Here is a 13,145-nt window from a genome sequence, read left to right as displayed (position 1 = left end):
GCACACCGCTTCGAGCGTCAGCACACCTCTTCGAGGTCCCGCCAGTCCCGGGTGTCGGGGCTGTCGGCCACCCACCCTTCGAGCAGCCCGCGGACCAGGCCGGCCGGCGCGGCGATGCCGCACTCCCGCTCGGGCGTCCAGCCCGGCTCCTCCCCGGCGGGGCTGAGGTGGCTGAGGTGACCGGGATGCCCGGGCTCGCCGTGGTCGTGCGGATCACGCGTCGCGGAGGAGCCGTCGTCCGTGGGCATCCGGCTCTCGGAACAGGTGCGGCACAGCAGCCGGACCGAGGACGACCAGTCCTCGGCGGCGTATCCGGCCTCGGCGGCCAGCCGCTCCAGGGCGTCGCGGTCCGCCTGGGTGCCGGCTTCGAGCAGCACCAGCCAGGTCGGCACGGGTGAGGGCGCCCACAGCTCGATCTCGTCGAAGACCGGGTAGACCGAGGAGCCGGAGCCGCGCTCGGTGGCGCGCTCGCCGTGCGGCACGCCGTCGTGGAGGACCACCTCGCCCCACCGGCGGCCGGAGGACGGCAGCGGGATGGAGAGCACCTCGATCCGGGCCGGGTCGAGCCGGCGGCCCCAGACCACCTCGGCCTCGCCCTCCGGGGACAGCCGCACCGCGGCGCTGCCGAGCGGCAGCCGCACGGACTCCTCACCGGTGCGCTCGGCGGTCCCGGCCGGCATCCGCAGCCCGTACGCCTGCCAGGCTCGGCGGGCCAGCGGCCAGTCCTGGAGCGCGGTGGCGGCGATGCCCAGGTTCCACCAGTCGGGGGCGCCGACCGGGCGGTCCAACAGCGCGACCGCGCGCAGCCCGGCGATCCGGGCCTGCGCCCAGTCGTGCCGGAACTTGTGCAGCAGCGCGAGGTTGTACCAGGACTCGGAGAGCCAGGGCTCCAGATCGGCGGCACGGGTGAGCAGCGCGCCGGCGTCCTCGTAGCGACCGTCGTCGATCAGCGTGAACGCCCGGTCGGTGGCCTGGCGCCACGTGGGCGACGGCCGGTGCCGCACTCTTCCGAAGATCTTCAACGTCGTATCCCGCCTGCCCGCTCAGCCGGTCGGCCCGATGCGGCCCGTACCACCCTGTACGACACCAACCTTGCACATTCTGGCCGTTGTCTCAGCCCGAGCCCGCCGCTTGCGGAACGCGGGCCTCACCCGACTCCCTTGCCCTTCGCACCGGCATCCAACCATGCCCAGGTCGGAGGGTGCGCGGGCACCCTGGCCAGCAGGGGTCCCTCGACCGCCGCGGTCGCCCCGCACAGCGCCGGCAGCGGCCGGAGCCGGGCCGGTGCGGCTGGTTCGACCGGTGCGGCCTGTGCTGTTGGTTCGGCCGGCGCACCGGATACGCCGGATACGCCGCGCCCGTCGCGTACGGGCACCGGGTCGGGAACCACGGGCGCCGCCGGCACCGCGGGCACCGCGAACCGCGGCCGCGCCGCCAGCGCACCCGCCAGCGCCTCCACCATCATCGGGTCGAACTGCGTGCCGGCGCACCGCCGCAACTCGGCCATCGCGGGCGCGTGCGGCCGGGCCGAACGGTAGGTGCGGGTGGACGTCATCGCGTCGAACGCGTCGGCCACCGCCACGATCCTGGCCGCCTCCGGAATCCGCCCGCCCGCGAGGCCGTACGGGTACCCGGTGCCGTCGATCCGCTCGTGGTGGTGCAGGACCGCGGGGCGGGCCTCTCCGAGCACGGAGATGCCGCGCAGTACCCCGTCGCCGTCGACCGGGTGGAGTTGGACCACGTGGCGCTCCTCGTCCGTCAGCGGACCGTTTTTGCGCAGCAGCCCGGTGGGCACCGCGAGTTTGCCGATGTCGTGCAGGGTGCCGCCGAGCCGGACCGCCTCCACCCGGGCCGCGGGCGCGCCGAGTTCGCGGGCGATGAGCGCGGCCAGCGTGCCGACCCGCTCGCTGTGGCCCCTGGTGTAGGGGTCCTTGAGTTCCAGGGCCTGCAGCAGGGCCTGTACGGTCGCCTGCTGCGCCTCCTGCCGGACCCGGCGGGCACAGGCGGAACCCCAGCAGACCGCGGGCGGCTGCGAGCGGCGGTGCGCGGGTGACACGGCGACAGCCTCCTGTCCGTACGAAGATGTACGAGACTCAGGAGGATAGGGCCGTAGCGGGCGGCTATGAGGGTTTTGCCGCCATTACGCCGGAAGGGGGGACCACCGCTCACCCGTAGGAGTGATGTACGGCCGAGCGGCTTGACGGCGTCCAGGCGGTCGCGTGGTAGGGCGTAAAGCCCTCAGGAGACCGGGAGTTCGGGCGGTGCCAGCGGGTTCGGGGCGGGTGCGGAGCGGTGCGCGGGCCGGGCTGCCAGACCGGCCCGGCGGTCACGCGGAGGGTGCCTCGGTCGTGGTGATCTCGGCGCTGAGCGCGTCCTGTTCGGGCACGGCCTCGCCGCGCCGGACCAGCTCGATCCGCATCATCACCTTGGAGCGCAGGTCGCTCGGTACGTCGTCGGAGCCGCAGCAGCGCTTCACCAGCTTCTTGACCGCGACTTCCAGGCCGTACTTCTCCAGGCACGGGTGGCACTCGTCGAAGTGCTCCCGGAACTTGGTGCAGGCATCGTCGGACATCTCGTCGTCGAGGTACTCGTAGAGGTGGTCGAGCACCTCGGAGCAGTCCGTCTCATGTGCGTCTCCGCAGCTCATGAATCCGCGCCCTTCTCATCTGCCACGCCCGCGGGGACGAGTCCGCGGTCCCGGGCGTAGTCCTCCAGCAGTTCGCGAAGCTGGCGACGCCCGCGGTGCAGCCGCGACATCACGGTGCCGATGGGAGTACCCATGATGTCCGCGATCTCCTTGTAGGCAAAGCCCTCGACATCGGCGAGGTACACCGCGATGCGGAACTCCTCGGGGATGGTCTGGAGCGCCGTCTTCACGTCGGAGTCCGGCAGATGGTCCAGCGCCTGGGACTCCGCGGAGCGCAGGCCGGTCGACATGTGCGACTCGGCGCGCGCCAGCTGCCAGTCCTCGATCTCCTCCGAGCCGCTGCGCAGCGGCTCGCGCTGCTTCTTGCGGTAGGAGTTGATGAAGCTGTTGGTGAGGATGCGGTACAGCCACGCCTTGAGGTTGGTGCCCTCGCGGAACTGGTGGAAGGACGCGTACGCCTTCGCGTAGGTCTCCTGCACCAGGTCCTCAGCGTCGGCCGGATTGCGGGTCATCCGCAGTGCGGCCGAGTACATCTGGTCGAGGAACTCCAGCGCGTCCCGCTCGAAACGCCGGCTGCGCTGCGCTTCGGTCTCCTGTGCCGCCCCCGTGGCCGTAGGCACGGGTGGCACCCCCGAACCGGACGCACCCGCGGTGCTCGCCGTGCTGTCGTCGGTGCCGGTGACCGGACCCACCTCCTCGATAACGCCGGCGCGCCCAGAAGTGGACCCGCCCGCTTGGGAGGATATTGCACGGGTGGTGGACGTGCTGGTCGTGCCCTTACCTCGGTCCTGCTCCGGCCACCGGGTCCAGTCCAGGTACGGCGCGGCGGCGGCCTGACCGGCGCTGAGCGGCGCGGACTGCGCGCTCACCCGTGCGGCGGCCTCCTCGCGTGACCGGCATGCGGCTGAAACCATGCGGCTGCCTCTCTCACCCTGTGTGGTACCGCCGGCGCGGTCCCTGTCGACACGCACAACAGCGCGCGCGCTGTCGTCATTCCCGGGAAGGAGAACTGCGCCCGCACGGCCTACCACGCCGGGTGGAGAGCGTTCACGCCGGGGCGGCGAACCCCAGCCCGGCGAGCCATTCCGCGACGGTTCCGGTCAGCAGGGCAAGTGCCGCCTCCTGGGTGACCGGCGCCCGCTTGGGCACCACGAAGCCGTGGTCGCCGTAGGGCACCTCCACCGGCCGGTGGTCCGCCGGGAACTCCTCGGGCCGCCCGAACGTGTCCGCGCCGCCCTGCACCCCGAGCAGCGGCAGTACGGCGGCGGCGCCGGCCAGCTCCTCGTAGCGGGACTTCTCCGGCTTGCCCGGCGGGTGCAGCGGGTACGCCAGCGCGAGGACGGCGGCCGCGCCCAGCGGGTGGGCGGTGCGGCAGGCCACCCGGGCCCCCGCGCTGCGCCCGCCGGCCACCACCGGCAGCCCGGGCGCGGCCAGCCGCGGCCACACCGCGGTCCATCCGACGTCCAGGGTCTTGGGCGCCGGTGCGATCTTCTTCCCGGCAACCCTCCAGGGCTGCTCGACCAGCGCGACGTTCACCTCGCGCTCGGGCAGCGCGGCGGCCAGCGCGGCCAGGTCGCGGGCCGTGATGCCGCCGCCCGCGCCGTGCCCGAGGGCCAGCACGCAGCGCGCCCGGCCCTCGGGGCGATGCCAGGTGATCCGGGCCGGGCCCGCTGGGGTGTCGACGAGTTCGGCGTCAGGGGTGTCCACCCGCCAAGCCTGCCAGAGCCCCGGGGCGGCGCGGGGGGAACGGCGCCCACCCGGCCCGGCCCGGAGCGCCGCGGATCGGACCCGGAGCGCCGCGGATCAGAAGAGCATCTCCTCCTCCGGGGCCGGCAGTTCCACCACCAACTCCGGTCCGTTGTTCCGCACGTTGCTGACCGCGGTGCCGACCGGGTGGGCCCGCAGCAGCCCGGCGGGCGGGGCGGACAGCAGGTCCTGGAGCACGTCGGGGTCGGTGGTGCCCGGGTCCAACCAGGCGTTCCAGCGGTCCGGGGTCATCATCAGCGGCATCCGCGGGTGGATGTCGTGGAGCGCGCGCGGACCGGTGCCGTCGTATCCCGCCAGGTCGGTGCCCTCGGCCTCGGTGGTGAGCACGGTGCACGTGGCCCACCAGGCGCGCGGGTGGCCGTCGGGCAGGGTGCCGTCGCGCCAGAACTCGTAGAGCCCGGCCATCGCGAAGACCGAGCCGTCGGCGGGGGTGACGAAGTACGGCTGCTTGCGGGAGCGCTTCTTGCGGCCCTCCTCCTCCAGCTGCCGCTCCTGGACGCCGGTCACCCACTCGAAGTACCCGTCGGCGGGTACCAGGCAGCGGCGGGCGGCGAGCGCGCGGCGGAAGGACGGCTTCTCCGCGGCGGTCTCGGCGCGGGCGTTGATGAGCCGCACCCCGACGTCGGGGGTCTTCGCCCAGGACGGCACCAGGCCCCAGCGCAGCGGCCGTAGCTGTCGTACCGGATCGGGGGAACCGGAGTCCCGCACAGGTCGGTCGAGTATGACGTAGACGTCCTTGGTCGGAGCGACGTTCCAGTCGGGCGCGAGGCTCTCGGTGGGGTCCCACCGCTGGACCTCGAAGAGGTCGACGAGATCTTCGGGTTTCCGGCTCGCCGCATATCGACCGCACATGACTGCCACACTGCCACGACCGCGGGCCCGACTGACAGCCCGGCCGCACGATCCGGCCGGGACCGTCCCGCCGACGACCCGACCGACCGTCCGACCCGACCACCCGACCGGCGACCCGACCCCCAACCCGGCCCGACCGCCCGGCCCTTACCGAACCGGCACCGCCGGGGCCGCGGGAGAAGCGAGAGGAACGAGCACCGCATGAACGTCGCGAGCATCACCGAGATGTGGGACCGGCTGACCGGTACGCAGCCCGACCCCTCGCACTGGCTGGTGGGGGCGACCGCGCTGATCGCGCTCGCCGCCGTGGTGGTGCGCGGCGCCTGGCACGTCACCCGCAACGCGGTGACGATCGCGCACGAGGGCGGCCACGGCCTGATCGCGCTGCTGACCGGCCGCCGGCTGCAGGGCATACGCCTGCACTCCGACACCTCGGGCCTGACCGTCTCCAAGGGCAAGCCGCACGGCCCGGGCATGGTGCTGACCGCCGCCGCCGGGTACACCGCTCCCCCGCTGCTCGGCCTGGCCGGGGCGGGGCTGCTGACCGCCGGGCACATCACCGCGCTGCTGTGGGGGGCGACCGCGCTGCTCCTGGTGATGCTGGTGATGATCCGCAACGCGTACGGGGTGCTGACCGTCGTCGTCACCGGCGCGCTGTTCCTGCTGGTGTCCTGGCTGACCGATGCGCAGGTGCAGGCCGCGTTCGCGTACCTGGTGGTGTGGTTCCTGCTGCTGGGCGGGGCGCGGCCGGTCGCGGAGCTCCAGAACTCCCGGCGCAGGGACCGCAGCGGCTCCTCCGACGCCGACCAGCTCGCCCGGCTGACGCACACCCCGGCAGCCCTGTGGCTGCTGCTGTTCTACGTCGTCGCGCTGTGCTCGCTGTTCGCGGGCGGCCGCTGGCTGCTGATCCGGTAATCAGCCCGGGGTCGTATCCGGGGCCGTACCGGGCGCCGGTGCCCGGATCGGCGGTCCCGGGGCGCGCCTCCTCACCGCGGGGCCGCAAGGCAGAGACCAGGCGGGGCCGAGGGTAGCCGCACCCTGTTTCCAGCGGATTTCGCCGCTTTCGCCGACTTATCTCCCCGTACCCGAGCCACTAGGCTTGCTGCCCATGACCGACAGCACCGCGCAGACCGACCTGTGGCCGGCCCCGACCGCGCCCGCTGCCGTGGACGCGACCGTCCAGGTACCGGGCTCGAAGTCGGTGACCAATCGCGCCCTGGTGCTCGCCGCGCTGTCCGCGGAACCCGGATGGCTGCGCCGCCCGCTGCGCAGCCGCGACACCATGCTGATGGCGGACGCACTGCGGGCCATGGGCGTGCAGATCGACGAAACGGTCAACCCCGACGGCGGCGAGGCGTGGCGGATCATCCCGGCCGGGCTGCACGGCCCGGCCACCGTCGACGTCGGCAACGCCGGCACCGTGATGCGCTTCCTGCCCCCGGTGGCCGCGCTCGTCGACGGCCCGGTCCGCTTCCAGGGCGACGCGCGGTCGTACGAGCGCCCGCTGCACGGCGTCATCGACGCCCTGCGCGCGCTCGGCGCCCGGGTCGACGACGAGGGCCGCGGCTCGCTGCCGCTGACCGTGCACGGCGTCGGTTCGCTGTCCGGCGGCGCGGTGGACGTCGACGCGTCGTCGTCCTCCCAGTTCGTCAGCGCCCTGCTGCTGTCGGGCCCGCGCTTCAACAAGGGCCTGGAGCTGCGGCACACCGGCCACCGGCTGCCGTCGCTTCCACACATCCGGATGACCGTCGACATGCTGCGCAAGGCCGGCGCCAAGGTCGACGCCCCGCAGGACGGCGGCACCGCCAACGTGTGGCGGGTCGCCGCGGGCGCGCTGCTGGGCCGCGACCTGACGGTGGAGCCCGACCTGTCGAACGCGGCGCCGTTCCTGGCCGCGGCCCTGGTCACCGGCGGCCGGGTCACCGTGCCCGGCTGGCCGCGCCTGACCTCGCAGGCCGGCGACGCGCTGCGCGACATCTTCACCCGGATGGGCGGCTCCTGCGAGCTGACCGACCACGGCCTGACCTTCGCCGGCAGCGGCCGGCTGCGCCCGCTCGTCGCCGACCTGAGCGACGTCGGCGAGCTGACTCCGGTGATCGCGGCGGTCGCCGCGCTCGCCGACGGCGACTCGGAGCTGTCCGGCATCGCCCACCTGCGGCTGCACGAGACGGACCGGCTGGCCGCGCTCGCCACCGAGCTCAACGGCCTGGGCGGCGACGTCACCGAGACCGAGGACGGCCTGCTGATCCGCCCCCGCCCGCTGCAGGGCGGGGTGTTCCACACCTACGACGACCACCGCCTGGCCACGGCCGCCGCGGTGCTCGGCCTGGCGGTACCCGGCATCGAGGTGGAGAACATCGCGACGACCGCGAAGACGCTGCCGGACTTCGCGGAACTGTGGGCAGGCATGCTGGCCCGGCCCGGGGCCACATCCGGGCCCGCCGGCACCGGGCCGGGGCGGGGCTGACGGCCGCCATGCGCCGCTACGGCAAGAACCCCGACGAGGACGACATCCGGGTCCGCCCCAACAGCAGGGGCACCCGCCCGCGCACCTCGATCCGCCCCAAGCACGAGGACGCCGCCGAGGGCATGGTGCTCACCGTCGACCGCGGACGGCTCACCGTCCTGGTGGACGACCGCGAGGTCACCGCGATGAAGGCGCGCGAGCTGGGCCGCAAGTCCGCGGTGGTCGGCGACCGGGTGGCCGTGGTGGGCGACCTGTCGGGCGTCAAGGACACCCTGGCCCGGATAGTGCGGGTGGAGAAGCGCACCTCGGTACTGCGCCGCACCGCCGACGACACCGACCCGTACGAACGGGTGGTGGTCGCCAACGCCGACCAGCTCGCCATCGTCACCGCGCTCGCCGACCCCGAGCCGCGCCCCCGGATGATCGACCGCTGCCTGGTCGCGGCCTACGACGCGGGGCTCACCCCGCTGCTGGTGCTCACCAAGTCCGACCTCGCGCCGGCCGAGCCGCTGCTGGAGACGTACGGCGCGCTCGACGTGCCGTACGTGGTCACCAACCGCGAGGACTTCCTGAGCGGCGGGGTGGACCAGATCCGCCGGCGGCTGGCCGGACATGTCACCGCGCTCGTCGGACACAGCGGCGTCGGCAAGACCACGCTCGTCAACGCGCTGGTGGAGCGGCAGCGGACCACCGGCGTGGTCAACGCGGTCACCGGCCGCGGCCGGCACACCACCACCTCGGCGCTCGCGCTGCCGTTGCCGGGCGACTCCGGTTGGGTGATCGACACTCCCGGGGTGCGTTCCTTCGGCCTGGCGCACATCGATCCGTCCCGGGTGGTGCTGGCCTTCCCCGACCTGGTGCCGGGCACGGAGGACTGCCCGCGCGGCTGTTCGCACGACGAGCCGGACTGCGCGCTGGACGCGTGGGTAGCCGCAGGTCATGCCGAGCCCGCCCGACTGGACTCGCTGCGGCGGTTGCTGGCGACACGTGAGCCGCACGAAGGAGACTGACGGTACCCCCATCGGTTCCCCGGCCCGGCTGTGTGATGATCGGCTGCGAACACAGGCGTGCGACGCACGGCGGAACGACGGATACGGATACGGAGGCACACCCGATGCCCTGGCTTCTCGTGGTGGTCGCGGGGCTCTTCGAGACAGGATTCGCGGTGAGTCTGAAGCTGTCCCACGGCTTCAGCAGGTTGTGGCCGACGGTGGCCTTCTGCCTGTTCGCCCTCGGCTCGTTCGGCCTGCTGACCCTCTCCCTGAAGAAGCTCGACGTCGGACCGGCGTACGCGGTGTGGACCGGCATCGGCGCGGCCGGCACCGCGATCTACGGCATGGCGTTCCTCGGTGACCTGGTCTCCGCGCTGAAGCTCGTGTCGATCTCGCTGGTGATCCTCGGGGTGATCGGCCTGCAGATCTCCGGCTCCTCCCACTGACCTCGCGGCTGCCACTGACCTCGCTCCTGCCGCTGCCCGGCGCCGCCCGCGACCCCGGAGCCACCCGCGCACGGCGCCCGGCCGAACCGCTGCCGCCCGCACCTGACGTCACGTCAACGGCCGTGCCTGCCCCAGGCTTGACGTTCCGTCAAGGTTCGCCGTCAGAATGTCTCCTGACGTCCCGTCACCGGCGATGCCGGGCCAGCAGGCTGCGGACCAGCTGGGCGATCCGCATGCAGGCGTCCTCGTCGCTCGGGGCGGGGGCGATGACGTAGGAGACGGTGAGGCGGATGGCGGCGTCGCAGGCCCAGGCGATGTCGTCGGCGGGCAGCCGGGGGAAGGCGCGGGTCAGGGAGAGGGCGGCGCGGGCGCGCAGCGCGTCGGCGAGGTCGGGCAGCGGCGGGTGCGAGGTGCGGTCGCCGGCGAGGGCCGCGCGGACCAGCGGGCTGCGGCGGGCGTGGCGCAGCGTCCAGCCGGCCGCGGATGCGAACCGTTCGCCGGCGTCGCCGCCGTCCCGCTCGGCGCGAGCGAGCGCCTCGTCGACGCCGCCGAGGTAGGTGTCGGTCTCCCGCCGGGCCAGTGCGCGGGCCAGCCCGTCCTTGCTGTGGAACTCGTTGTAGAGGGTCTGCCGGGAGACTCCTGCGGCCGCGGCCACCTCGACCATCCGGACCTCGGTCCACGACCGGTCGGCGAGCGCGGTGAACGCCGCTTCGAGGAGCGATTCGCGCACGGTAGGCATCGTTGCCTCCCCAATACCGCAAGCGTCGTGGGCCGCGGGCAGCGGGCGTGCCGAAAGAATTGACGCGGGCCGACGCGCTGTCAAGGCTCCGCGACGGTCTGTGTCGGGCCGGGGCCCGGCGGTCCCGCCCGCGGGCCCGCGCAGGCCCGTGGACGTGATGGCCGCGGACCTGGCCGAATCGATACTGTTCGGCACATGCCCGATTACAACGACGACCTGCGGCTGGCCCATGTGCTCGCCGACGCCGCCGACGCCACGACCATGGAGCGGTTCAAGGCGATCGACCTCAAGGTGGAGACGAAGCCGGACCTGACCCCGGTGACCGAGGCCGACAGGGCCGCGGAGGAGCTGATCCGGAGCCAGTTGGGCCGGGCCAGGCCACGGGACGCGGTGCTCGGCGAGGAGTACGGCAGCGAGGGCGGCGGCGCCCGGCGGTGGATCATCGACCCGATCGACGGCACCAAGAACTACGTGCGCGGCGTGCCGGTGTGGGCGACGCTGATCTCGCTCGCGGTGCGCGGCGAGGGCGGCGACGAGGTGGTGGTCGGCGTGGTGTCCGCGCCCGCGCTGGGCCGGCGCTGGTGGGCGGCGAAGGGCGGCGGCGCGTACACCGGGCGCAGCCTGACCTCGGCGACCCGGCTGCACGTCTCACAGGTCGGCCGGCTGGAGGACGCCTCGTTCGCGTACTCCTCGCTGCACGGCTGGGAGGAGGCCGGCCGGATGGAGGGCTTCCTGCACCTGACCCGGAACTGCTGGCGGACCCGCGGGTACGGCGACTTCTGGCCGTACATGATGGTCGCCGAGGGCTCGGTGGACATCTGTGCCGAGCCGGAACTGAGCGTCTGGGACATGGCGGCGAACGACGTGATCGTGCGGGAGGCGGGCGGCCGGTTCACCTCGCTGGAGGGCGAGTCGGGGCCGTTCGGCGGCAACGCGGCAGCGTCGAACGGGCTGTTGCACGAGGAGCTGCTGGGGTACTTGGGACGCGCCTGACCCTTGCCTCACGCGGAACAGCATGTGAACATGAGAATACCCCCGCTTGTGAATATGTGAAACCGTTCACGGAAGGCCACGGCAGGCTTGCGCGGACGGCTCACCCCCTTTCTGGAGGTGCCCCCACATGCTGGTCCGCGACGCGATGAGCACGGTGGTCCTGACCATCGGCCCCGCCCACACCCTCCGCCAGGCCGCCCGCCTGATGTCCGCCCGCAGAGTCGGCGCGGCCATCGTCCTCGACACCGACACCTGCGGCCTCGGCATCCTCACCGAGCGCGACATCCTCGACGCGGTCGGCGCCGGCCTCGACCCCGACGACGAGCACGCCCACGCCCACACCACGACCGACGTCGTCTTCGCCGCACCGGCGTGGACCCTGGAGGAGGCCGCCGCCGCGATGGTGCACGGCGGCTTCCGGCACCTGATCGTGCTGGACGGCCGCGAGCCGGTGGGCGTGGTCTCGGTCCGCGACATCATCCGCCTGTGGGCGCCGGCCCGGTCCGCGGTGCCGGCGTAGGGCCTGAAGGACCCGTAGCGCCTCTCGGGCTTGCGGCAGGCGGATAACTCCGGAGGGGGCCGGAGCCCCGTGGCGTCCGGCCCCCTCCGGTTTTACGGTCAAGCGCTGGTTCAGCCGCGAAGGGCCTGGACCGCGGCGTCCAGCCGCTTGCCGTAGTCAGCGTCCGCCTGGCGGAAGTTGGCGATCGCCCGCTCGACGATGTCCTCGCGCGAGACCTGGGCGAGGGCGCCCGCGAGGTTGTCGATCAGGCGCGTCCTGGCGTCCTCGTCGAGCAGCCGGTAGAGGTCGCCGGCCTGCACGAAGTCGTTGTCCTCGGCGTGCGAGGGCGCCGCGCCGTACTGGGTGGCGCCGGCGACGGCGGTGGACTCCCACAGGGGGCGGCCGGTCTCGACGGGGCCGCCGAAGCTGTTCGGCTCGTAGTTCTTGGCGCCCTTGTGCCGGCCGTCGTACAGGTGGCCGTCGCGGGCGTAGGTGCGCGCCTCGGTGGCGTGCGGGCGGTTCACCGGCAGGTGGTCGGCGTTGGCGCCGACCCGGTAGCGGTGCGCGTCGCCGTAGGCGAACAGCCGGCCCTGGAGCATCTTGTCCGGGGAGGGGCCGATGCCGGGCACGAAGTGCGCCGGGCTGAAGACGGACTGCTCGACCTCGGCGAAGACGTTCTCCGGGTTGCGGTTCAGCTCCAGCCGGCCGATCTCGATCGGCGGGTAGTCCGCGTGCGGCCACACCTTGGTGAGGTCGAACGGGTTGAAGCGGTAACCCGGCGCGTCGGCCGCCGGCATCACCTGGACCTGCACGGTCCAGCTCGGGAAGTCGCCGCGCTCGATGGCCTCGCGCAGGTCGCGCTGGTGGGAGTCCGGGTCGGTGCCGGCCAGCCGCGCGGCGTCCTCGGCGCTGAGGTTCCTGATGCCCTGGTCGGTCTTGAAGTGGTACTTCACCCAGAAGACCTCGCCCGCCTCGTTGCTCCACTGGTAGGTGTGCGAGCCGTACCCGTTGAGGTGGCGGTAGGAGGCGGGGATTCCGCGGTCGCTGAAGAGCCAGGTCACCTGGTGGGTGGCCTCCGGGCTCAGCCCCCAGAAGTCCCACACGTTGTCCGGCTCCTGGGAGCCGGTGTACGGGTCGCGCTTCTGGGTGTGGATGAAGTCGGGGAACTTGACGGCGTCCTTGATGAAGAACACCGGCGTGTTGTTGCCGACGAGGTCGTAGTTGCCCTCCTCGGTGTAGAACTTCAGCGCGAAGCCGCGCGGGTCGCGCACCGCGTCCGCCGCCCCGAGGTTGCCCGCCACGGTGGAGAAGCGCAGGAACGTCTCGGTCTGCTTGCCCACCTCGGAGAGGAACTTCGCGCGCGTCCACTGCGACACGTCGCGCGTCAGCGTGAAGGTGCCGTACGCCCCCGCGCCGCGGGCGTGCACCACGCGCTCCGGGATGCGCTCGCGGTTGAAGTGGGCGAGCTTCTCCAGCAGGTGCTGGCTCTGCACGAGCACCGGACCGCCGAGGCCGGCCGTTTCGCTGTTCTGGTTGTCCGCAACGGGCGCGCCGGACTCCGTGGTCAGCGGAGCCGTCTCCTGAGCAGTCACGTCATGTCTCCCTGGTGTCGGGCTGTCCCTCGGCCGCCGCCGGGCCCCTCGGCCGGCGTCAGACTCGATCCTACGGTAGACATTGTCTAAGTCAAGACGAGAGCCATCTGTGGACCATGTCGTCTTCAGGACCCCGACTGTTAGGCTGGGA

General features: G+C 72.9%; 14 protein-coding genes. 6 read left to right on the top strand and 8 right to left on the bottom strand.

The genetic code is table 11. The annotated features are described in order from the left end of the window. Nucleotides 1-17: 17 nt before the first annotated feature. The 6 genes from OG370_RS28200 to OG370_RS28175 form a co-directional block, all read right to left on the bottom strand. Nucleotides 18-1,022: a tetratricopeptide repeat protein gene (locus OG370_RS28200; RefSeq protein ID WP_328469062.1), complete on the bottom strand. Its 1,005-nt coding sequence runs from the start codon at nt 1,020-1,022 to the stop codon at nt 18-20. Nucleotides 1,023-1,147: 125 nt separating this feature from the next. After that, on the bottom strand, nt 1,148-2,056 hold the full coding sequence (locus OG370_RS41560; protein WP_443060760.1) for an HD-GYP domain-containing protein: 909 nt from the start codon (nt 2,054-2,056) through the stop codon (nt 1,148-1,150). A gap of 270 nt (nt 2,057-2,326) precedes the next feature. Further along, complete coding sequence (gene rsrA, locus OG370_RS28190; RefSeq protein WP_328469060.1) at nt 2,327-2,647, bottom strand: mycothiol system anti-sigma-R factor; 321 nt, start codon at nt 2,645-2,647, stop codon at nt 2,327-2,329. Continuing rightward, nucleotides 2,644-3,276: a sigma-70 family RNA polymerase sigma factor gene (locus tag OG370_RS28185; RefSeq protein WP_328474474.1), complete on the bottom strand. Its 633-nt coding sequence runs from the start codon at nt 3,274-3,276 to the stop codon at nt 2,644-2,646. Before OG370_RS28185 ends, rsrA begins: the two co-directional genes overlap by 4 nt. Nucleotides 3,277-3,694: 418 nt before the next feature. Continuing rightward, the gene (locus OG370_RS28180; RefSeq protein WP_328469058.1) at nt 3,695-4,354 is read right to left on the bottom strand and encodes an alpha/beta hydrolase family protein; all 660 of its coding nucleotides are present in this window, start codon (nt 4,352-4,354) and stop codon (nt 3,695-3,697) included. Nucleotides 4,355-4,450: 96 nt separating this feature from the next. Then, nucleotides 4,451-5,266 (bottom strand): SOS response-associated peptidase, encoded by an 816-nt coding sequence (locus OG370_RS28175; RefSeq protein WP_328469056.1) that lies wholly within the window; start codon nt 5,264-5,266, stop codon nt 4,451-4,453. Nucleotides 5,267-5,467: 201 nt separating this feature from the next. Between OG370_RS28175 and OG370_RS28170 the strand changes: the two genes are divergently transcribed. From OG370_RS28170 to OG370_RS28155, 4 genes are all read left to right on the top strand, one after another. Then, nucleotides 5,468-6,181, top strand: coding sequence for a M50 family metallopeptidase (locus tag OG370_RS28170; RefSeq protein WP_328469053.1), 714 nt, complete (start codon nt 5,468-5,470; stop codon nt 6,179-6,181). Between the two features lie 193 nt (nt 6,182-6,374). Next, entirely contained in the window at nt 6,375-7,733 is a 1,359-nt protein-coding gene (gene aroA, locus OG370_RS28165) for a 3-phosphoshikimate 1-carboxyvinyltransferase (protein WP_328469051.1), read from the top strand. Between the two features lie 8 nt (nt 7,734-7,741). After that, nucleotides 7,742-8,743, top strand: coding sequence for a ribosome small subunit-dependent GTPase A (gene rsgA / locus OG370_RS28160; protein WP_328469049.1), 1,002 nt, complete (start codon nt 7,742-7,744; stop codon nt 8,741-8,743). Nucleotides 8,744-8,847: 104 nt separating this feature from the next. Then, nucleotides 8,848-9,171 (top strand): DMT family transporter, encoded by a 324-nt coding sequence (locus tag OG370_RS28155; protein WP_328469047.1) that lies wholly within the window; start codon nt 8,848-8,850, stop codon nt 9,169-9,171. A 184-nt stretch (nt 9,172-9,355) separates the two neighbouring features. Here the strand turns inward: OG370_RS28155 and OG370_RS28150 are convergent, their stop codons facing one another. Next, nucleotides 9,356-9,910: a TetR/AcrR family transcriptional regulator gene (locus tag OG370_RS28150; RefSeq protein ID WP_328469045.1), complete on the bottom strand. Its 555-nt coding sequence runs from the start codon at nt 9,908-9,910 to the stop codon at nt 9,356-9,358. A gap of 195 nt (nt 9,911-10,105) precedes the next feature. Here OG370_RS28150 and hisN point away from each other — a divergent pair, with 195 nt between their 5' ends. Both hisN and OG370_RS28140 read left to right on the top strand, forming a co-directional pair. After that, nucleotides 10,106-10,903: a histidinol-phosphatase gene (gene hisN / locus OG370_RS28145; RefSeq protein ID WP_328469043.1), complete on the top strand. Its 798-nt coding sequence runs from the start codon at nt 10,106-10,108 to the stop codon at nt 10,901-10,903. A 127-nt stretch (nt 10,904-11,030) separates the two neighbouring features. Further along, on the top strand, nt 11,031-11,423 hold the full coding sequence (locus OG370_RS28140) for a CBS domain-containing protein (protein ID WP_328469041.1): 393 nt from the start codon (nt 11,031-11,033) through the stop codon (nt 11,421-11,423). Nucleotides 11,424-11,533: 110 nt separating this feature from the next. Here OG370_RS28140 and OG370_RS28135 read toward each other — a convergent pair whose 3' ends face one another. Further along, nucleotides 11,534-12,994 (bottom strand): catalase, encoded by a 1,461-nt coding sequence (locus tag OG370_RS28135; protein WP_328469039.1) that lies wholly within the window; start codon nt 12,992-12,994, stop codon nt 11,534-11,536. Nucleotides 12,995-13,145: the final 151 nt, after the last annotated feature.

It is taken from the genome of Streptomyces sp. NBC_00448 (assembly GCF_036014115.1).
In the GTDB taxonomy this organism is placed as follows: domain Bacteria; phylum Actinomycetota; class Actinomycetes; order Streptomycetales; family Streptomycetaceae; genus Actinacidiphila.
This window is presented reverse-complemented; position numbering and strand designations above follow the sequence as displayed.

Excerpts from the sequence above, each read along its gene's own strand:
- OG370_RS28155 (WP_328469047.1), top strand. The coding sequence starts at position 8,848 with ATGCCCTGGCTTCTCGTGGTGGTCGCGGGGCTCTTCGAGACAGGATTC.
- OG370_RS28175 (WP_328469056.1), bottom strand. The coding sequence starts at position 5,266 with ATGTGCGGTCGATATGCGGCGAGCCGGAAACCCGAAGATCTCGTCGAC.
- OG370_RS28170 (WP_328469053.1), top strand. The coding sequence starts at position 5,468 with ATGAACGTCGCGAGCATCACCGAGATGTGGGACCGGCTGACCGGTACG.
- OG370_RS28150 (WP_328469045.1), bottom strand. The coding sequence starts at position 9,910 with ATGCCTACCGTGCGCGAATCGCTCCTCGAAGCGGCGTTCACCGCGCTC.
- hisN (WP_328469043.1), top strand. The coding sequence starts at position 10,106 with ATGCCCGATTACAACGACGACCTGCGGCTGGCCCATGTGCTCGCCGAC.
- aroA (WP_328469051.1), top strand. The coding sequence starts at position 6,375 with ATGACCGACAGCACCGCGCAGACCGACCTGTGGCCGGCCCCGACCGCG.
- rsrA (WP_328469060.1), bottom strand. The coding sequence starts at position 2,647 with ATGAGCTGCGGAGACGCACATGAGACGGACTGCTCCGAGGTGCTCGAC.
- OG370_RS28140 (WP_328469041.1), top strand. The coding sequence starts at position 11,031 with ATGCTGGTCCGCGACGCGATGAGCACGGTGGTCCTGACCATCGGCCCC.
- rsgA (WP_328469049.1), top strand. The coding sequence starts at position 7,742 with ATGCGCCGCTACGGCAAGAACCCCGACGAGGACGACATCCGGGTCCGC.